21 protein-coding genes are annotated in these 18,749 nt (G+C 37.0%); 19 read left to right on the forward strand and 2 right to left on the reverse strand.

All coding sequences use genetic code 11. The features are described 5' to 3' along the window. Nucleotides 1–270 precede the first annotated feature (270 nt). Together E1750_RS09930 and E1750_RS09935 are read left to right on the forward strand one after the other, a co-directional pair. Nucleotides 271–1,404: an adenylyltransferase/cytidyltransferase family protein gene (locus E1750_RS09930; RefSeq protein ID WP_133276625.1), complete on the forward strand. Its 1,134-nt coding sequence runs from the start codon at nucleotides 271–273 to the stop codon at nucleotides 1,402–1,404. Nucleotides 1,405–1,558: 154 nt separating this feature from the next. Then, complete coding sequence (locus tag E1750_RS09935; RefSeq protein WP_394346304.1) at nucleotides 1,559–2,362, forward strand: aldo/keto reductase; 804 nt, start codon at nucleotides 1,559–1,561, stop codon at nucleotides 2,360–2,362. Between the two features lie 373 nt (nucleotides 2,363–2,735). On the opposite strand, the gene E1750_RS09940 is transcribed toward E1750_RS09935, so the two are convergent. Continuing rightward, on the reverse strand, nucleotides 2,736–3,749 hold the full coding sequence (locus tag E1750_RS09940) for a TlpA family protein disulfide reductase (protein WP_133276626.1): 1,014 nt from the start codon (nucleotides 3,747–3,749) through the stop codon (nucleotides 2,736–2,738). Nucleotides 3,750–4,022: 273 nt separating this feature from the next. After that, on the reverse strand, nucleotides 4,023–4,718 hold the full coding sequence (locus tag E1750_RS09945; RefSeq protein WP_133276627.1) for a hypothetical protein: 696 nt from the start codon (nucleotides 4,716–4,718) through the stop codon (nucleotides 4,023–4,025). Between the two features lie 153 nt (nucleotides 4,719–4,871). Here E1750_RS09945 and aspS point away from each other — a divergent pair, with 153 nt between their 5' ends. The 17 genes from aspS to nuoL all read left to right on the forward strand — a co-directional run bounded on the left by aspS (nucleotide 4,872) and on the right by nuoL (nucleotide 18,747). After that, nucleotides 4,872–6,629 carry an aspartate--tRNA ligase gene (gene aspS / locus E1750_RS09950; protein ID WP_133276628.1) on the forward strand — a complete coding sequence of 586 codons (1,758 nt, stop codon included), beginning with the start codon at nucleotides 4,872–4,874 and terminating at the stop codon, nucleotides 6,627–6,629. 128 nt (nucleotides 6,630–6,757) lie between these two features. Continuing rightward, a complete protein-coding gene (locus tag E1750_RS09955; protein WP_035634121.1) occupies nucleotides 6,758–6,952 on the forward strand; it encodes a cold-shock protein in 195 nt (64 codons plus the stop codon). A gap of 222 nt (nucleotides 6,953–7,174) precedes the next feature. After that, nucleotides 7,175–7,540 (forward strand): NADH-quinone oxidoreductase subunit A, encoded by a 366-nt coding sequence (locus tag E1750_RS09960; protein ID WP_133276629.1) that lies wholly within the window; start codon nucleotides 7,175–7,177, stop codon nucleotides 7,538–7,540. Nucleotides 7,541–7,676: 136 nt separating this feature from the next. Continuing rightward, nucleotides 7,677–8,225 (forward strand): NADH-quinone oxidoreductase subunit B, encoded by a 549-nt coding sequence (locus E1750_RS09965; RefSeq protein WP_133276630.1) that lies wholly within the window; start codon nucleotides 7,677–7,679, stop codon nucleotides 8,223–8,225. A gap of 4 nt (nucleotides 8,226–8,229) precedes the next feature. Then, entirely contained in the window at nucleotides 8,230–8,751 is a 522-nt protein-coding gene (locus tag E1750_RS09970; protein WP_133276631.1) for an NADH-quinone oxidoreductase subunit C, read from the forward strand. Between the two features lie 32 nt (nucleotides 8,752–8,783). Next, the gene (locus E1750_RS09975; RefSeq protein WP_133276632.1) at nucleotides 8,784–10,022 is read left to right on the forward strand and encodes an NADH-quinone oxidoreductase subunit D; all 1,239 of its coding nucleotides are present in this window, start codon (nucleotides 8,784–8,786) and stop codon (nucleotides 10,020–10,022) included. A 50-nt stretch (nucleotides 10,023–10,072) separates the two neighbouring features. After that, nucleotides 10,073–10,603 (forward strand): complex I 24 kDa subunit family protein, encoded by a 531-nt coding sequence (locus E1750_RS09980; RefSeq protein ID WP_133276633.1) that lies wholly within the window; start codon nucleotides 10,073–10,075, stop codon nucleotides 10,601–10,603. A 1-nt stretch (nucleotide 10,604) separates the two neighbouring features. Continuing rightward, a complete protein-coding gene (nuoF, locus tag E1750_RS09985) occupies nucleotides 10,605–11,972 on the forward strand; it encodes an NADH-quinone oxidoreductase subunit NuoF (protein WP_133276634.1) in 1,368 nt (455 codons plus the stop codon). Continuing rightward, entirely contained in the window at nucleotides 11,965–12,249 is a 285-nt protein-coding gene (locus E1750_RS09990) for a DUF4160 domain-containing protein (RefSeq protein ID WP_227873870.1), read from the forward strand. The genes nuoF and E1750_RS09990 overlap by 8 nt, the downstream gene beginning before the upstream one ends. Then, nucleotides 12,230–12,466, forward strand: coding sequence for a DUF2442 domain-containing protein (locus E1750_RS09995; protein WP_133276635.1), 237 nt, complete (start codon nucleotides 12,230–12,232; stop codon nucleotides 12,464–12,466). The genes E1750_RS09990 and E1750_RS09995 overlap by 20 nt, the downstream gene beginning before the upstream one ends. Nucleotides 12,467–12,523: 57 nt before the next feature. Beyond that, nucleotides 12,524–13,573 (forward strand): 2Fe-2S iron-sulfur cluster-binding protein, encoded by a 1,050-nt coding sequence (locus E1750_RS10000; RefSeq protein WP_133276636.1) that lies wholly within the window; start codon nucleotides 12,524–12,526, stop codon nucleotides 13,571–13,573. Next, the gene (gene nuoH / locus E1750_RS10005) at nucleotides 13,566–14,618 is read left to right on the forward strand and encodes an NADH-quinone oxidoreductase subunit NuoH (RefSeq protein WP_133276637.1); all 1,053 of its coding nucleotides are present in this window, start codon (nucleotides 13,566–13,568) and stop codon (nucleotides 14,616–14,618) included. Before E1750_RS10000 ends, nuoH begins: the two co-directional genes overlap by 8 nt. A 104-nt stretch (nucleotides 14,619–14,722) precedes the next feature. After that, nucleotides 14,723–15,310, forward strand: coding sequence for an ORF6N domain-containing protein (locus tag E1750_RS10010; RefSeq protein WP_227873871.1), 588 nt, complete (start codon nucleotides 14,723–14,725; stop codon nucleotides 15,308–15,310). A 149-nt stretch (nucleotides 15,311–15,459) separates the two neighbouring features. Continuing rightward, the gene (locus E1750_RS10015; protein WP_133276638.1) at nucleotides 15,460–16,005 is read left to right on the forward strand and encodes a NuoI/complex I 23 kDa subunit family protein; all 546 of its coding nucleotides are present in this window, start codon (nucleotides 15,460–15,462) and stop codon (nucleotides 16,003–16,005) included. Next, nucleotides 16,005–16,547 (forward strand): NADH-quinone oxidoreductase subunit J family protein, encoded by a 543-nt coding sequence (locus E1750_RS10020; RefSeq protein ID WP_133276639.1) that lies wholly within the window; start codon nucleotides 16,005–16,007, stop codon nucleotides 16,545–16,547. Before E1750_RS10015 ends, E1750_RS10020 begins: the two co-directional genes overlap by 1 nt. A 1-nt stretch (nucleotide 16,548) precedes the next feature. Beyond that, nucleotides 16,549–16,869, forward strand: coding sequence for an NADH-quinone oxidoreductase subunit NuoK (gene nuoK, locus E1750_RS10025; protein ID WP_133276640.1), 321 nt, complete (start codon nucleotides 16,549–16,551; stop codon nucleotides 16,867–16,869). A 6-nt stretch (nucleotides 16,870–16,875) separates the two neighbouring features. Continuing rightward, entirely contained in the window at nucleotides 16,876–18,747 is a 1,872-nt protein-coding gene (gene nuoL, locus E1750_RS10030) for an NADH-quinone oxidoreductase subunit L (RefSeq protein WP_133276641.1), read from the forward strand. Nucleotides 18,748–18,749 lie beyond the last annotated feature (2 nt).

An 18,749-nucleotide genomic window follows, 5' to 3' on the forward strand; every position in this document is an offset into this window, starting at 1 on the left:
TTTTTTGTTTTTTGTCTTCACAGTTATAACAACTCCCACTCAAAGCGTACTCAAAGCGTGCTCAAAGCTTAGGCTGTGGTACCCCAACTCAAGGAACTATTTTTAATAAAGATGATTTTCCACTCCAGAAAAATAACTTCTCATACCCGAAATTCATAGCTCAAAATTTGTATTTTTGGTCTTTTGTGCCCTTAGCGTTTTTTTGACGAAAAGACCTTAGGAACTGCATTTTAGAAAAAAAATAATTATTTCTGAACTTAATAACAAAAAATGAATAAAAAAGTATTTGTAAGTGGTTGTTATGACATGCTACATAGCGGACACATAGCCTTTTTTGAAGAGGCAGCGCAACATGGCGATTTATATGTAGGCATTGGTTCGGATAAAACCATCAACGAATTGAAAGCTCGAAAAACCATCAATCCCGACTCGGAGCGGTTGTACATGGTTAACTCATTAAAAGTGGTAAAAGAAGCTTGGATCAATCGTGGAAGCGGATTACTCGATTTTTTAGAAGAACTACATACGTTAAAACCCGATATTTTCTTTGTAAACACCGATGGCCATACGCCTCAAAAAGAAGCGTTGTGTAAAGAAATGAATATCGAATACGTCGTTAGCAAACGCATACCTCACGGCAATTTACCCGCTCGTTCCACAACAGCATTGCGTCAAGAATGCAGAATACCGTATCGTATTGATATTGCTGGAGGTTGGCTCGATCAACCCTATGTGAGCAAATATGCAAGTGGTTCAGTAATTACAATTTGTGTTGAACCCGATTTTGAATTTAACGACCGCAGCGGAATGTCGACCAGCAGTCGAAAAAAAGCCATTGAACTTTGGCATACCGATATCCCTGATGGCGATAAAGAAAAGCTGGCAAAAACCCTGTTTTGTTTTGAGAATCCTCCAGGAACTAAATATGTTAGTGGCTCTCAAGATGCGCTTGGGATCACAATGCCTGGTTTAAATAAATATTTGTACGAAGGAACTTATTGGCCTTCAGACATACAAACGTTAATGGTACCTGATTTGTTAGAATGGATTGAACAACGCATTTGGATGATTCCACTGTATCCCCGTGAAATGGATTACGATGTGTTAGCAAATACACAAATAGACGAAAAAGGAGCACAATGGTTAAGCAAAGCTACCGATGCGTGTTGGAAAGCATTGCAACAGCAGGACGCACAAGCTGTTGGAAAAGCAATGACGCAAAGCTTTGAAGCTCAAATTTCTATGTTCCCAAATATGGTAACACCAGATATTCTAGCTCAAATCGATGTGTACAAAAAAGATATTTTAGGATGGAAAGTAAGCGGTGCTGGTGGTGGTGGCTATTTAATTTTCTTTAGTGAAAACCCTATCGGAAACGCCATTCAAATAAGGATTAGAAGATAATCAAAAATTAGAAATGATGAAAAAAAACAGTAAAGAGGTAAACCGCAGAGACTTTTTAAAAATAACTTCAAGATTTACTGCAGCAACAATCTTTATAGGCTTAGGAGGTTCAGAGCTATTTGCCGCCAATCACGAAAACCACAATGAAATTTCAATTCCAACGGTGACTCTCAACAACGGAATAAAAATGCCAAGACTAGGATTTGGTACAAATACCCTTGTTGATGCGGTAGGTGTTCGAAGTGTTTCCGAAGCCATTTCAGTAGGGTATCGTCTGATTGACACTGCTCATATTTACGGCAATGAAGCCGCCGTAGGAGAAGGAATCAGGCTAAGTGGCATTGATAGAAAGAAATTGTTTGTAACATCAAAACTTTGGGTTGACTTTGCGGGTTATGAAAAAACTAAAAAAGCATTTGAAACTTCCATAAAAAAATTAGGGGTAGATTATCTTGATCTTTATCTCATCCATAGACCGAGAGGAGATGTAAAAGGGTCTTGGCAGGCAATGGAAGAGCTTGTCGCCGCAGGTAAAATTAGAGCCATTGGCGTGAGCAATTTTGACCCTGAACAACTAAAGGAGTTAATGTCTTATGCTAAAATTGTACCTGCAATCAACCAAATCGAAACCAATGTCTTTCTTCAAGAAAGTATTTTATATCCTTTCTTGAAAGGTTCTGCAACACAAATGGAAGCTTGGTCTCCCCTAGCTGCAGGCCGCAGCGGAATATTTAGCAATCCTACACTCGCTGCAATCGGCAAAAAATATGAAAAGAGTATTGCGCAGGTATGCTTAAGATGGCACTACCAGCGGGGAGTTATTGCCATCCCAAGATCTTCCCAAAAAGCACACATGATTGAAAATCTAAATATTTTTGATTTTGAACTTACGGCGTCTGATATGCAAACCATAGCATCGATGGATATAAATACTACTCAATTTCCGGAGTGGAAATGAGAAAAATAAATTCTTTTTTTAGCGTTTTTAGTTTCTGCAGACCCTAATTAAGTGTCTATTTGAAAAAAAACTATACAAAACAAAATCATCTAATTTTGGAATCAAGCAAAACTAGACCATTATTAAACTCAAAATCGGCTGTTGCAAAAACTTGCGACAGCCGATTTTTTTATAGACGCTACAGTATTGATTTAATACACAGAAAGAGCTATTTGTTTTCTAAATTATCACTCAAATTTCTGTCATCATGAACGTCTTTCTCTGTAGTAAATTTAAAAAAATAGTTTTTACCAAAAAAATATTCGACGAAGAATTTGACTGAATTTTACAAAAATCAAATCATTTTATCTTTTTGTCAAAACTAGTCTTACAACTAGTTCAACAGCGAATCCAATTGTTTTATCAATTCAGCTGACGAAGGTCTAGGCGCATCTGATTTTACAACTTTCCCGGCGGGATCAATCAAAATAAATCTTGGAATAGAATTAATTCCAAAACTCTTCATAAAATCAGAATTCCAGTTTTTGTCGGCAAAAAGTTGTATCCCTCCTAATTGTTTTTCGCTAACAAAAGTTTTCCATTTCTCGTGGTCTTTATCAACATCGACCGAAATACTCACAAATTCAATATTTTTACCGTGATATTTTTCTTCTACCTTTTTCAACGAAGGAATTTCGGCTCGACAAGGACCACACCAAGTAGCCCATACATCGATATACACATATTTCCCTTTCAAATCTTCTAATTTCGTTTTTCCACCCTTGTGATTTTCATATTCAAAAGGTGCCGAAATCGTGTTATTCAATTTGCTTTTGGCCAAATTAGCTTCGTAATTTTTTTTGTAATATTTGACTACTGCATTATAATTATCGTCGATACTTTTCTTTTGAAGGCTAACAAATTCAGGATCCAATTTTTTGTCTTCTAAACGACTCAAATCATCGGCTTTTTTCTTGTCTAATCCTCCAAAAAAGTCAGCTTCAGGAGCTGTAAGTAAGCTTGCAATATCGCTTTTTGCCTCAAATAAAGCATTCTTGGCCAAAAAGTTGTTTTCAGGAGCTCCTTTGCCAGAGTAAACAATCGATTCGTCAAAAGTTTTAGTATCCAACTTCATCTTTAAATCGAAACCATTTTTGAGATACACTATGGTATATTCATTTCCGTCTGAAAAAAGGTATCTACCCGTTGCAACACTCAAAGTATCTTTGAAAGTCCCATTTTTGTTGACTTGGATTTTTTTGACCAATTTGTTTTGATCGTTGGTAAACGAAATATAATCCCCAAATCTATCGGCTATTTCTGCCTGAAAAGTCATATATTTTTTATTTTGAGCATTGATACAACCACTGATTATTATTGCAAATGCCAATAGGAAAAAATTTTTCATAATGTCTGTTTTTTAAAGTAGGTTCAAAACTACTTTTTTTTCGGAAAGTCCAATTTATGTTAACACTATTTTACCACGTATCAATTGGATTAGTCCAGTTCGAAAAGAAAAAAAGCAAAATACTTGCCTACTATTCTAGAATCGACCCACAAATCAAATAGTTTTATAATAATTTAGCAAAGCAGGAAAATCGAGCTTTTCAATTTTAATACATCAGCCCGCTGGCTACATTTTTTGATTGAACCTTGCAGCACGAAAGGTGATAAGACTAAACTATTTTTTGAATTGCTGCTTGATGAAAGTATCAAAATCAGGCAGGTTTTGGTTTTCATAAATTTCAATAAATTGTTTGAACTGCATGTAGCCGTACACATAAGGATTTTGCGAAGCTTGCTCATAATTTTTAGTGAAATACTCCTCAATAGTTGAACCTACGGGTATTGGGTTGGGTAATTTAGCCCACATTTTTTTGGCAGCTTCATAACATTGCTTTAATTCGGCCTCGCGATGCTGCTTTCTCCACCACAAAATGGCGATTGTATTGGCAAAATATTCCCCTTGATAGCCACCAATCGTTTCCCCTTGGAGCTGGTATTCAAACGCATGACCCAATTCGTGAGGCAAATAGAATCCGTTAAAAAACAACCCAAAAATGGCTTTTCCCTCGGCTTCACTACCTGCAATTTCATTAAAGAATTGCTTTTGTTCTGGAATTACTTGATCCCAAAACGGAATATTGGCAGCATCTTTGTAAAAATAAATAAGATACGGAGTGGTGTGCAAAACCGTTTTTATGTTAAAAGTGAAGTCTTTCTTAATGGATTTAATATCGGCAGTAAACGCTTTGGTTATCGCTTGTCCATCATTGACCAAAGAAATTGTATCACTGTAGGTTTTGAACCATATTTTTTCTTGGGCGACCCCAATTTGAGTTAAAACCAGCAAAAATAGAAGAATAGTTTTTTTCATTAGGTTGGATTTAAATTTTTAAAAAGTCAAATATAATTTATTTTTATCCAGCTCCTACATCCAAAAGTAATTTATAGAATATTTTAATGAAGTTGAGAGTTTTGGAGATTAAGTTGATTTTTGTTTTTACTTTTGCAGTCTAAAATTTAGATTATGTATAGAAGTCACAATTGTGGTGAGTTGAATGCCTCACATATCAATACCGAAGTTACACTTGCCGGCTGGGTTCAAAAAACGCGCGATAAAGGATTTATGAATTGGGTCGATTTACGCGATCGTTACGGGATAACCCAATTGATTTTTGACGAAAGTCGTACCGACAAAACTGTTTTTGAATTGGCAAAGACCTTGGGTCGTGAATTCGTAATTCAAGCCAAAGGAACCGTAATCGAACGCGAAGCCAAAAACGCCAATATGGCAACCGGCGATATCGAAATTTTAGTAACTGAACTAAATATACTGAATTCATCGATCACTCCACCTTTTACCATTGAAGACGAAACCGATGGAGGTGAAGACATTCGAATGAAATACCGCTACCTCGATATTCGTCGTAATCCTGTAAAAAACAATTTGCTTTTCCGCCATAAAGTAGCGATGGAAGTGCGAAAATATTTATCTGATTTGGATTTTTGTGAAGTAGAAACTCCCTATTTAATCAAGTCGACTCCCGAAGGCGCCAGAGATTTTGTCGTTCCGTCTCGAATGAACGAAGGACAATTCTATGCTTTGCCTCAGTCGCCACAAACCTTCAAACAATTGTTGATGGTGGGCGGAATGGATAAATATTTCCAAATCGTGAAATGTTTCCGCGACGAAGATTTGCGTGCCGATCGTCAGCCGGAATTCACACAAATCGATTGCGAAATGGCATTTGTAGAACAAGAAGACATTTTGAATGTTTTCGAAGGATTGACTCGTCATTTATTGAAAGAAATCAAAGGAATCGAAGTAGAAAAATTCCCGAGAATTACCTATGATTACGCAATGAAAATGTATGGGAATGACAAACCGGACATTCGTTTCGGAATGGAATTTTGCCCTTTAACTCCCGAAGGGGGACCATTTGAACCGAAAGGTTTTCCTGTTTTTGACGATTCAGAAATAGTGTTGGCCATAAATGTTGAAAATTGCGCTCATTACACTCGTAAACAATTGGATGAGTTGACCGATTGGGTCAAACGCCCTCAAATTGGAGCAAAAGGTTTGATTTATGTTCGATACAATGAAGATGGAACTCTAAAATCGTCCGTTGATAAATTTTTTAACGAAGAAGTCTTGAAAAATTGGGCTGAAAAATGCAATTCAAAACCTGGCGATTTACTACTAATTCTTTCTGGTCCTACAGACAAAACCAGAACGCAACTTTCTGCCCTTAGAATGGAATTAGCCAATCGTTTAGGATTACGAAAACCGAATGAATTTGCCCCACTTTGGGTGGTTGATTTTCCGCTATTAGAATTAGACGAAGAAAGTGGTCGTTATCACGCGATGCATCACCCTTTTACATCGCCCAAACCTGAAGATATGCAATTATTAGAAACCAATCCTGGGAAAGTGCGTGCCAATGCTTATGATATGGTTTTGAACGGAAACGAAATTGGCGGCGGTTCGATTCGTATCCACGATAAAGCTACGCAACAATTGATGTTCAAATATCTAGGATTCACCCCCAAACAAGCTGAAGATCAATTTGGGTTCTTGATGAATGCTTTTCAATATGGAGCACCACCACACGGCGGATTGGCTTTCGGATTGGACCGATTGGTGTCAATTCTTGGCGGACAAGAAACCATCCGTGATTTTATTGCTTTTCCAAAAAATAATTCGGGACGAGATGTGATGATTGATGCTCCATCGGTGATTGATGACTTACAATTGAAAGAATTAAAGATTAAACTCGATAATTAACCGTTCGTCGATAATATTTGCATGAAATCGTTGAATATCAAATATTTTAATAAAATCTTTGCAATATTATATTTCGTATTATATTAAATATTACATTTGCCACATTATAAATTATTATTACTATTACAATGCGTACAGGTACAGTTAAATTTTTCAATGAATCTAAAGGATACGGATTCATTACAGACGAAGAAACAGGAAAAGACATCTTCGTTCATGCTTCAGGAATCAGCGCGGAAGAACTTCGCGAAGGAGACAGAGTAAGTTATGAAGAAGAAGAAGGAAGAAAAGGAAAAGTTGCTGCGAAAGTAGCAGTTATCTAAGCATAAAAATTCATTTTTATTGCCTACGAATGTTTAGAGCGTCCCGTTAAATCGGGACGCTTTTTTGTTTTTCAGTACTACTTTTTACTTAAATCAGACTAAACAATGTATAATTATACGTTAATTGTGTTTTATTTCTATTTAAAATCCATTTTTTAGTTTGTGTTATAATGTCTTGAAACTTATCTTTGCAACGATATTTTTACTAAACCACCAATCATTATGCAAACAAGTCAAATCGATTATTTACCCATTCTCATGCAAATGCTTTTGGCAGTTGGATTTGTTGTGGGAATAATTATAATTTCTGGAAAATTAGGCCCTAGACGAACCTCTGAAATCAAAGATGAAAACTTTGAGTGCGGTATCAAATCTATAGGTAATGCCCGAATCCCTTTCTCTGTAAAATTTTTCGTGGTGGCCATTCTCTTTGTGCTTTTCGACATTGAAGTCGTTTTCCTTTATCCTTGGGCGGTAAATTTCAAGGACTTAGGACTAGACGGAATGGTAAAAATGGTCATCTTTATGACTTTGCTTTTGATAGGATTTTTCTATATCATCAAAAAGAAAGCGCTGGACTGGGAGTAAAAGCCCCCTAATCCCAAAGGGGAATTAAAATAAAAAATTTGAGGAATTACCAGATTTTGGATTTTTCAAATTAATAAAATGATTGTAAAATGATTTTACTTTTAATATTCACAAAAATCTAAAATCTAAAATTAAGATGAGCGATTCAAATATAAAAATGGTTGCCCCGCCTGAAGGAGTTTCAGGAGAAGGCTTTTTTGCAACAACTTTAAACGATGTTGTAGGATTAGCAAGAGCTAATTCGCTTTGGCCATTGCCTTTTGCTACATCTTGTTGCGGAATTGAATTTATGGCTACAATGGCCTCTCATTATGATTTGGCACGTTTTGGTTCCGAGCGCGTGAGTTTTTCACCTCGACAAGCCGATATGTTGCTGGTGATGGGAACTATTTCTAAAAAAATGGGACCTATTTTGCGTCAGGTTTACGAACAAATGGCTGAACCAAGATGGGTAATTGCTGTTGGCGCCTGCGCCTCTTCAGGAGGTGTTTTCGATACTTATTCTGTTTTACAAGGAATTGACAAAGTGATCCCTGTAGATGTATACGTACCGGGTTGTCCGCCAAGACCAGAACAAATAGTAGATGGTGTAATGCGATTACAAGATTTGGTAAAAAGCGAATCGGTTCGAAGAAGAAGTTCGCCTGAATATCAAGAATTATTGCAATCTTATAATATAAAATAAGAACATGAGCCTAGAAACCACAGCAATTCAAGACAAATTAGTAGAAACATTTGGCGAAAATGTTTTTCATTTCAATCAAGAAAAAGATGTTTTCTCGTTTGAAGTTACCGCTGATAAAATCACAGCCATTGTACTTTTTTTGAAAAATGATTCAGAATTACGTTTTCATTTCCTGACCGATATCTGCGGAGTTCATTATCCAGATAACCCTTTAGACAGAGAGTTTGCCGTTGTTTATCATATGCACAATTGGTATGAAAACAAACGTATTAAAATCAAGGCTTTTATTAATGGTTCGAGGCCAGAAATAAAAACATTAACCACCATATTTCCGGGAGCCAATTGGATGGAAAGAGAAACTTGGGATTTTTATGGAATCAATTTCATAGGGCATCCTAATCTGAAACGTATTTTGAATATGGATGAAATGGTTTCTCACCCCATGCGCAAAGAATTCCCGATGGAAGATGGCGGTAGAACAGACAAAGACGATAGATTCTTTGGAAGAACACAATCAAATAGATAGAAAAAAATCATATAATTTTTCACATTCCATAAATGTCAGAACTATTATTACCACCGGAGCATCGATATGCTAAAATAATGAAAGAGCGCCATAACGAAGACGGAAGCGAGCTTTCAATCCTGAATTTGGGGCCTACTCACCCAGCGACGCACGGTATTTTTCAAAACATCTTGTTGATGGATGGAGAAAAAATCGTGGAAGCCGAACCCACTATTGGATACATTCATCGCGCTTTTGAAAAAATTGCCGAAAACCGTCCTTTTTATCAAATCACTCCGCTTACCGATAGAATGAATTATTGTTCTTCTCCTATTAACAATATGGGATGGTGGATGACCGTAGAAAAATTATTGGATATAGAAATCCCCAAAAGAGTCCAATATTTAAGGGTTATCGTGATGGAATTGGCGAGAATTTCAGACCATTTAATCTGTAATTCCATTCTTGGCGTAGATACCGGTGCTTATACTGGCTTTTTGTATGTTTTCCAATTTAGAGAAAAAATCTACGAAATCTACGAAGAAATTTGTGGGGCTCGTTTGACAACCAATATGGGAAGAATGGGCGGTTTCGAAAGAGATTGGTCTCCAGAGGCATTCCGAAAATTAGATGTGTTTTTGAAAGACTTTCCGATCGCTTGGAAAGAATTTGAAAACTTGTTCGAAAGAAACAGAATTTTTATTGATAGAACCGTAAACGTAGGTCCAATTACTGCCGAAATGGCAATGGCTTACGGATTTACCGGTCCAAATTTACGTGCAGCCGGAATCGATTATGATGTTCGTGTGGCGCATCCTTACTCCTCTTACGACGATTTTGAATTTATCGTTCCCGTAGGAAAATCTGGAGACACTTACGACCGTTTTTGTGTTCGTAATGCAGAAGTTTGGGAAAGTTTGAGCATCATCCGTCAAGCATTGGCAAAAATGCCGGAAGGAAATGTATTTCATGCCGATGTTCCTGAATATTATTTACCTCCAAAAGAAGATGTTTATACTGACATGGAATCTTTGATTTACCATTTCAAGATTGTAATGGGCGAAGTTCCGGTTCCGGTTGCCGAAGTCTATCACGCTGTCGAAGGTGGAAATGGAGAAGTAGGATTCTATTTGGTAACCGACGGAAGCAGAACCCCTTACAGACTGCACTTCCGCAGACCTTGTTTCATTTATTATCAAGCGTATCCCGAAATGATTAAAGGCGCTATGCTTTCGGATGCGATTGTTATTTTGTCCAGTTTAAATGTTATTGCCGGAGAATTAGACGCATAAAGATTTCAGATTGTTGATTAACGATTTTAGATTTCAGATTTAAAAGAAAAATGGAAAGAACACATTACACACAAGAAATAAACATAACTGAGTCGTTGATGACCCGCATCAATGAATTGATCAGTCATTATCCCGAAGGAAAACAAAAATCAGCTTTATTGCCTGTTTTGCACGAAGTTCAAGATGCGCACGACAACTGGTTGAGTATTGAATTGCAAGACAAGGTTGCCGAAATACTTTCGATAAAACCTGTTGAAGTCTATGAGGTAGTTTCCTTTTACACGATGTTCAACAGACGACCTATTGGCAAATATATGTTTGAGTTTTGCCAAACTTCGCCTTGTTGTTTGAATGGCGTTGAAGATTTGATGGATTATACCTGCGAAAAATTAGGTGTTGGAATTGGCGAAACTACTCCAGATGGGCTATTTGAAGTAAGAGGTGTTGAATGTTTAGGTGCCTGTGGATACGCTCCTATGATGCAATTGGGTGATTTTTACAAAGAACACTTAACCAAAGAAAAAGTAGATCAGATTATAGCTGATTGTAGAGATAATAAAATCACGTTACACGATAAATAATATGTCACAGAAAATATTATTAGACAAAATAAATGTTCCAGGGATCAAGACCTACGAAGTGTATCGTAAAGAAGGTGGTTACGCTTCTGTGGAAAAAGCTCTGAAAAAATTAACGCCTGACGAAGTGGTTGAAGAAGTGAAAACTTCTGGACTAAGAGGTCGTGGTGGTGCAGGTTTCCCTGCTGGAATGAAATGGAGTTTTATTGATAAAAAATCAGGAAAACCGAGACATTTGGTTTGCAACGCCGACGAATCAGAGCCAGGAACTTTCAAGGACCGCTATTTGATGGAATATATCCCTCATTTATTGATTGAAGGGATGATTACATCTAGTTATGCTCTGGGCGCAAATCTATCTTACATTTATATCCGTGGCGAATATATGTGGATATACAAAATTTTAGAAAAAGCCATTGCCGAGGCGAAAGCAGCAGGCTGGTTAGGAAAAAATATTTTAGGAACCGGATACGATTTAGAACTTTACGTTCAAATTGGTGGTGGAGCTTACATCTGTGGAGAAGAAACCGCCTTGATTGAATCATTGGAAGGAAAAAGAGGAAATCCGCGTATCAAACCACCATTCCCGGCAGTTTCTGGACTTTGGGCCAATCCAACGGTGGTAAACAATGTCGAAACTATCGCTGCAGTGCCTTGGATTGTGAATAATTCAGGTGCCGATTATGCTAAAATTGGTATCGGTCGTTCTACTGGAACCAAATTGATTTCGGCCTCAGGACACATCAAAAACCAAGGCGTATTCGAAATCGAAATGGGATTGAGCGTATACGAATTTATGAACTCTGATGAATATTTAGGTGGAATGAGTTCTGACAGACCTTTGAAAGCTTTTGTTCCCGGAGGATCATCAGTTCCTGTTTTACCAGCACATTTAATTTATAAAACAGCCAATAACGAAGACCGTTTGATGACTTATGAAAGTTTGAGTGACGGAGGCTTTGCAACGGGTTCCATGTTGGGTTCTGGAGGATTTATCGTTTATGATGATACCGCTTGCATCGTGAGAAATACTTGGAATTTTTCTCGTTTTTACCACCACGAATCGTGCGGACAATGTTCGCCCTGTCGTGAAGGAACGGGTTGGTTAGAAAAAGTATTGCACAGAATTGAAAACGGTCACGGTCGTGAAGAAGATATCGATTTATTGTTGAGCATTCAGAGTAAAATAGAAGGAAACACAATATGTCCATTGGGTGACGCAGCTGCTTGGCCAGTGGCAGCAGCCATTCGACACTTTAGAGAGGAGTTTGAATATCATATTCGTTTCCCAGAAAAAATAAAAAATAGAAACCATTTCGTTGCTGAACCTTTCGAAAGTGTGAAGCATTTGGTTTCTAAAGCTAATGTATAATTTAAAAGTCGAATGTTGGAAATTAGAAGTTAGAAGCGAAAATATGCCAACAATAATTTACATAGATGGATTTCGATTTTTCTTTTATAGCAATGAGCATTTGCCAAAACACGTTCACGTTGAAAAAGGAGAAAAGACCGCCAAATTCAATATCGAATTTGTAGAATTAGTAAAATCGTATCGGTTTAACGCTAGCGAATTAAAACAAATACGTAATTTAGTTGAAGAAAACAAAGAACTATTAATACAAAAATGGGATGAATTCTTTAATAATTAATAAATCAAAAAACGCAATTAATGTTGCTTTTTCAAATTCTAAAATGATTGTTTTTTTAGAAGACGGCAGAGAGCTTTCGGTACCATTAGAATGGTTTTCAAAATTAAGATCAGCCACAGAAAAGCAACTAAACAACTGGCGTTTTATTGGTAACGGGCAGGGAATTCACTGGGAAGAAATAGATGAAGACCTGTCAGTAGAAAGTTTGTTAGAATAATATAAAAAATTAATATAAACTCCATTTTTATTTCTTAAGGAGTAATGATACAAGATTATGAAAGTAACCATAGACGGTCATGAGATTGAGGTAGCCCCAGGAACCACCATCCTGCAAGCAGCCAGAATGATTGGAGGAGAAGTAGTTCCACCTGCGATGTGCTACCATTCGAAACTAGAAGGAAGCGGCGGAAAATGCCGTTGTTGTTTATCGGAAGTTTCCAAAGGAAGTGAAGCCGACCCAAGACCCATGCCAAAATTGATGGCCTCTTGTGTAACAGGTTGTCAGGACGGAATGGAAGTGAAAACCAAATCTTCGCCTAGAGTTCAGGAAGCGCAAAAAGCGGTGACCGAATTTCTGTTGATCAACCATCCTTTGGATTGCCCAGTTTGTGACCAAGCGGGAGAATGTGATTTGCAAAACTTAAGTTTTGAGCACGGAAAATCAGAAAGTCGTTTCATAGAAGAGAAAAGAACTTTCGAACCAGAAGATATTGGTCCGAATATTCAATTGCATATGAATCGTTGCATTCTTTGCTATCGATGTGTGATGGTGGCTGACCAAATTACAGACGACCGAGTACACGGAGTGATGGACAGAGGCGATCATTCGAATATTTCGACCTGTATTTCAAAGGCAATCGACAATGAATTTTCTGGAAACATGATTGATGTATGTCCCGTTGGTGCTTTGACCGATAAAACTTTTAGATTCAAATCTAGAGTATGGTTCAATAAACCTTATGACGCTCACAGAGATTGCCCAACATGTTCCGGAAAAACAACGGTTTGGATGTTTGGAAATGAGATTCAAAGAGTGACTGGCAGAAAAGACGAGTATCATGAAATTGAAGAATTCATTTGCAACAGTTGTCGTTTTGACCACAAAGATTTGAACGACTGGGTTATTGAAGGACCAAGAAAATTTGAAAAAGACTCCGTAATCAATCAGAACAATTATACTCAAAAATTAGAAAAAGTAGTCATAAACACAGAAGAAACTATTCTTTTAGGAAGAGAAAAAGACAGGAAAAAAATAAGTATGGCTGAGATTGATTACAACGAAAAAATAGACGGTAACCCATTAAATTCTGAGAAAAATGGATAGTACATTTATCATAGAAAAAAGCGTTGTAATTCTTGTTGTTTTCGCCGTTACGATGCTTATGGCGATGTATTCAACTTGGGCTGAACGAAAAGTGGCTGCATTTCTTCAAGACAGGGTGGGTCCTAATCGCGCAGGTTGGGGAGGATTATTTCAACCGCTTGCCGATGGATTGAAATTATTTGCCAAAGAAGAATTTTCGCCTGATACACCCAACCAATTTTTGTTTAGAGTTGGGCCAGGAATTGCAATGGCAACCGCGTTGATGACCAGCGCAGTGATTCCTTGGGGAGATCGACTGCATCTTTTCGGGAGAGATATTTTGCTACAAGCTACTGATATTAATGTGGGCCTTTTGTACATCATCGGTATTGTTTCTGTTGGAGTTTATGGCATTATGATTGGAGGTTGGGCATCGAACAATAAATTCTCCTTGATCGGAGCAGTTCGCGCCGCTTCTCAAATGGTGTCTTATGAAGTGGCAATGGGATTGTCGATTGTAGCTTTACTAATGATGACCGGAACATTGAGCCTAAAAGAAATTTCGGAGCAACAAGCCGGATTGGGTTGGAATGTTTTTTACCAACCTATTTCCTTTTTGATATTCTTGATTTGTGCCTTTGCCGAAACCAATCGAACTCCATTTGATTTAGCCGAATGTGAAACCGAATTAATTGGTGGCTATCATACCGAATATTCCTCGATGCGAATGGGTTTTTACCTTTTTGCTGAATACGCCAATATGTTTGTTTCTTCAACGATTTTGGCAGTTTTATTCTTCGGAGGCTACAATTATCCGGGAATGAGTTGGGTAGTTGAAAACTATGGAGTGAACCTTGCCAATGTATTAGGAATGGGAGCTTTGTTTGTGAAATTATGTGGATTTATCTTCTTTTTTATGTGGGTTCGTTGGACTATTCCAAGATTTAGATACGATCAATTGATGCATTTGGGATGGAGAATTTTGATTCCGCTGTCGATTATCAATATTATGATTACTGGGATTGTGCTTTTGAGAGGAGAACTGTTAGCTTATTTCGGGTTTTAAATAGTCTAATGACTGTTTTAAAATTTAAAAATAAAAAAGAAGGTGGTCACAGATTGTGACCACTTATAGAAAATTAATCTGATTCAAGGGTTAATATTCTGCAAATGAACAAATTGAGGTGGTCACAATCTGTGACTACCTCAAGAAATAAAAAAGTATTATACTTTATGGGCAAAGAATTAGTTGTTACAGAAGAATTCATAATGAGCAAAATCTTGCTGATTAGAAATCAAAAAGTAATGGTTGATTCTGATTTAGCAACGCTTTATAGTGTTTCGACTAAACAATTGAACCAACAAGTCAAAAGAAATATAAAACGGTTTCCGACTAATTTTATGTTTCAATTGACAGCAATTGAAAAAGAACAGCTGGTCGCAAATTGTGACCACCTCAATAAATTAAAATTTTCTTCAACATTGCCGTATGTTTTCACAGAACACGGAACAATGATGTTGGGAAACGTATTAAGCTCAGACAGAGCGATAGAATTCAGCATTAAAATTGTTGAAGCTTTTATAAAAATGCGAGAATTTTTGACAAATAATTTAAGTGTTAAATTAGAAATCGAAGAAATAAAGAAGAAACTTAATAACCACGACAAGAACATTGAATTGGTTTTTTCTTATCTCGATGAAATGATGGAAAAGAATGAAAATAAAGTGGAACGAAATAAAATAGGTTATAAAAAATAAAACGTGATTTATAAAAAAAAGTACTAGCCCTGATCGCAACGGCATCCTTTTGTTCTGGGGTTCAGAACAAAAGATACAGTGAAGAGCAGGAATAAGCTCCAAAAAATAAAAAGAAAATCAGATTTTTAAATCAAATATCTAAAATCTAAATGTCAATACAAGAAATATCACTTTCCGGTAGAAAAAAGCTAGTTTCCAACAAGGAGATGACGTTTTTCGAACGTATGTATCTCATCGCCATCGTAAAAGGCCTGTGGATTACTATTAAACACTTTTTCAGAAAAAAGGCAACCATTAATTATCCGGAGCAAGTTCGGGAATTTAGCCCGGTGTATCGCGGTCAACACATGTTAAAACGCGATGAACAAGGCCGCGAAAACTGTACTGCTTGTGGCTTATGTGCTTTATCTTGTCCTGCCGAAGCTATAACTATGGTAGCTGCAGAGCGTAAGGCAGACGAAAAACATTTGTACCGCGAAGAAAAATATGCTTCGATTTATGAAATCAATATGTTGCGTTGTATTTTTTGTGGTTTGTGTGAAGAAGCTTGTCCGAAAGACGCCATTTATTTGACTATTTCGAAGGAATTGGTTCCTGCGAATTACTCCAGAGAAGACTTTATTTTCGGAAAGGATAAATTAGTCATGCCTTTAGAAATGGCTATCCATAATACTCAACTTAAAAACGTTAACTAATGATACAGATTCCAGATATAGCAAACGCAACCGCCATACAAATTATGTTTTGTGTGTTGTCTGTTATTACATTGGCAACGGCATTTTTGACTATTTACAGCAAAAAACCAATGCACAACGCTATCTATTTAGTCATTTGTTTCACCTCGATTTCAGGACATTATCTGTTACTAAATGCACAATTTTTGGCCTTTGTAAACTTGATTGTTTATATTGGCGCAATTATGATTTTGATGTTGTTCACCATCATGTTGATGAATTTGAACAAAGAAAATGAGGTGTTCAAGCCTAGGGTAACTCGACTTGGCGCTATTGTTTTGTTCTGTTTGATGTGCTTGGTTTTGATTGCCATTTTTATGAATTCGAAACCTATTGCGGATGACAGCTATGAAGTGACTGGCGAAGATTATCAATCGATACAAGTGTTAGGCAAATTATTGCTTAACGAATATATGGTGCCGTTTGAATTTGCTTCTGTACTGCTTTTGGTAGCGATGATTGGTGCGGTTCTATTGTCTAAAAGAGAAAAATTAGAAAAATAATATGGATAATATTTTAAACCAAGTTGGTATTGAAAATTATATCTTCCTGACCGTTATACTTTTTTGTATTGGTGTTTTTGGAGTGTTGTACAGACGAAATGCAATTGTTGTTTTTATGTCTATTGAAATTATGTTGAATGCCATAAACCTTTTGTTCGCGGCCTTTTCAACTTATCATCAAGATGCACAAGGACAAATTTTTGTGTTTTTCTCGATGGCGGTTGCTGCTGCCGAGGTTGCAGTTGGATTGGCGATTTTAGTATCCATCTTTAGAAATATGAGCACTATTGATGTTGGAAAATTAAAAAATTTAAAAGGATAATAATCGATGAATACAAATTTAGTTTTAGTCTTACTATTAGCTCCTTTTTTAGGGTTTTTATTTAATGTTTTTCTGGGTAAAAATGCCGGCAAAAGCATCGTGGGAATCGTAGGAACGCTTTCGGTTGCGATTTCCTTTGCGGTTACTTTATATTTATTCGATAGCGCAGGTCAAGAACCGATTGTTATCGATTTATTTGATTGGATTTCGGTTCAAAGTTTCGATATCAATTTCGGTTTTCTGATTGATCCTTTGTCATTGATATGGTTGTTGTTTGTAACAGGAATTGGGTCGTTAATTCACCTATACTCTATCAGTTATATGCACGATGACGAAAAAATGCATTCGTTTTTCGCCTATTTGAACCTCTTTATTTTCTTTATGATTACTTTGGTTATTGGAAGTAATTTATTGGTAATGTTCATTGGTTGGGAAGGCGTTGGTCTTTGCTCCTACTTATTGATTGGATTTTGGTATAAAAACCAAGACTACAATGATGCCGCTAAAAAGGCTTTCATTATGAATAGAATTGGTGATTTAGGGTTTTTGATTGGAATTTTTATTGTTGGGACTATGTTTAACACTTTAGATTTTACAACTTTAAAAACGGCGATCACCTCAGCAGCTGACATCAATGATTTGTGGATTGCATTGGCAGCATTAGCTTTATTTATTGGAGCGACTGGTAAATCGGCACAACTTCCTTTATATACGTGGTTGCCTGATGCGATGGCTGGACCGACTCCCGTTTCGGCATTGATTCACGCTGCCACAATGGTTACTGCAGGTATCTTTATGCTAACTCGATTGAACTTCTTGTTCGATATGGCGCCAAGTGTACAAAACATTATCGCAATTGTCGGAGCAACAACAGCATTAGTTGCCGCAACGATTGCATTGGTTCAAAACGATATCAAGAAAGTTTTGGCTTATTCTACGGTTTCGCAATTGGGTTTAATGTTCTTGGCATTAGGATTGGGCGCTTATGAAGTAGCTGTCTTCCACGTAATCACACACGCTTTCTTCAAAGCTTGTTTGTTCTTGGGTTCCGGTTCAGTAATTCACGGACTGCACGGTGAACAAGATATGCGCAAAATGGGTGGTTTGAAAACAGCGATGCCCATCACTTTTTGGACGATGCTTATCGCTTCACTGGCGATTTCCGGTATCTTTCCTTTGGCCGGTTTCTGGTCTAAAGACGAAATTTTGATGACCGCTTTTCACGCTAGTCCAACTTTATGGGTTGTAGGTTCGATTGCATCGATAATGACTGCTTTTTATATGTTCAGATTGATTTATCTAACGTTCTTCAACTCGTGTAGAGGAACTGAGGAACAAAAACACCATTTACACGAAAGTCCAAGTTTGATTACTGTACCATTAATTATTTTGGCTATTTTATCTTTCTTTGGAGGAATCATTAGTTTGCCAGGCCACAGCTGGTTGAACGAATTTTTGGCTCCAATCTTTTCGAAAGGGTCCCACGAAGCCCATACTTTAGGTTCTACAGAGTATATGTTGATGGCGATTGCTACCGTTGGCGCGTTAATCGGGATTGGAATTGCTTACAAAAAATACCTGAAAGATAATACTATTCCAAGTGAAGATACTGAAATCACCGGTTTTGCGAAAGTTTTATACAACAAATATTATGTTGATGAAGTTTACGATGCTGTTTTTGTAAAACCAATCAATGCATTATCTTATTTCTTTAGAGAATATGTTGAAAAAACACTTTCGGCCATTGTTTTTGGATTGGGTAAAGCGACTTATGAATTAGCTGGACACGGCAGAAAAGTAAACAATGGAAGTATTGGTTTCTTTTTGTTTGCATTTGTCATAGGCATTATAGCCATATTAACTTATTTATTTTTATAATA

Origin of the sequence: Flavobacterium nackdongense (assembly GCF_004355225.1) — a bacterium.
GTDB lineage: Bacteria > Bacteroidota > Bacteroidia > Flavobacteriales > Flavobacteriaceae > Flavobacterium > Flavobacterium nackdongense.

What these genes read in the sequence shown, in the direction of transcription:
- nuoK (WP_133276640.1), top strand. Translation starts at nt 16,549, where the DNA reads ATGGATAATATTTTAAACCAAGTTGGTATTGAAAATTATATCTTCCTG.
- E1750_RS10000 (WP_133276636.1), top strand. Translation starts at nt 12,524, where the DNA reads ATGAAAGTAACCATAGACGGTCATGAGATTGAGGTAGCCCCAGGAACC.
- E1750_RS09965 (WP_133276630.1), top strand. Translation starts at nt 7,677, where the DNA reads ATGAGCGATTCAAATATAAAAATGGTTGCCCCGCCTGAAGGAGTTTCA.
- E1750_RS09995 (WP_133276635.1), top strand. Translation starts at nt 12,230, where the DNA reads ATGAATTCTTTAATAATTAATAAATCAAAAAACGCAATTAATGTTGCT.
- E1750_RS09945 (WP_133276627.1), bottom strand. Translation starts at nt 4,718, where the DNA reads ATGAAAAAAACTATTCTTCTATTTTTGCTGGTTTTAACTCAAATTGGG.
- E1750_RS09940 (WP_133276626.1), bottom strand. Translation starts at nt 3,749, where the DNA reads ATGAAAAATTTTTTCCTATTGGCATTTGCAATAATAATCAGTGGTTGT.
- E1750_RS09970 (WP_133276631.1), top strand. Translation starts at nt 8,230, where the DNA reads ATGAGCCTAGAAACCACAGCAATTCAAGACAAATTAGTAGAAACATTT.
- nuoL (WP_133276641.1), top strand. Translation starts at nt 16,876, where the DNA reads ATGAATACAAATTTAGTTTTAGTCTTACTATTAGCTCCTTTTTTAGGG.
- E1750_RS10020 (WP_133276639.1), top strand. Translation starts at nt 16,005, where the DNA reads ATGATACAGATTCCAGATATAGCAAACGCAACCGCCATACAAATTATG.
- E1750_RS09960 (WP_133276629.1), top strand. Translation starts at nt 7,175, where the DNA reads ATGCAAACAAGTCAAATCGATTATTTACCCATTCTCATGCAAATGCTT.
- nuoF (WP_133276634.1), top strand. Translation starts at nt 10,605, where the DNA reads ATGTCACAGAAAATATTATTAGACAAAATAAATGTTCCAGGGATCAAG.
- E1750_RS09990 (WP_227873870.1), top strand. Translation starts at nt 11,965, where the DNA reads ATGTATAATTTAAAAGTCGAATGTTGGAAATTAGAAGTTAGAAGCGAA.
- E1750_RS10015 (WP_133276638.1), top strand. Translation starts at nt 15,460, where the DNA reads ATGTCAATACAAGAAATATCACTTTCCGGTAGAAAAAAGCTAGTTTCC.
- aspS (WP_133276628.1), top strand. Translation starts at nt 4,872, where the DNA reads ATGTATAGAAGTCACAATTGTGGTGAGTTGAATGCCTCACATATCAAT.
- E1750_RS10010 (WP_227873871.1), top strand. Translation starts at nt 14,723, where the DNA reads ATGAACAAATTGAGGTGGTCACAATCTGTGACTACCTCAAGAAATAAA.
- nuoH (WP_133276637.1), top strand. Translation starts at nt 13,566, where the DNA reads ATGGATAGTACATTTATCATAGAAAAAAGCGTTGTAATTCTTGTTGTT.
- E1750_RS09975 (WP_133276632.1), top strand. Translation starts at nt 8,784, where the DNA reads ATGTCAGAACTATTATTACCACCGGAGCATCGATATGCTAAAATAATG.
- E1750_RS09930 (WP_133276625.1), top strand. Translation starts at nt 271, where the DNA reads ATGAATAAAAAAGTATTTGTAAGTGGTTGTTATGACATGCTACATAGC.
- E1750_RS09955 (WP_035634121.1), top strand. Translation starts at nt 6,758, where the DNA reads ATGCGTACAGGTACAGTTAAATTTTTCAATGAATCTAAAGGATACGGA.
- E1750_RS09980 (WP_133276633.1), top strand. Translation starts at nt 10,073, where the DNA reads ATGGAAAGAACACATTACACACAAGAAATAAACATAACTGAGTCGTTG.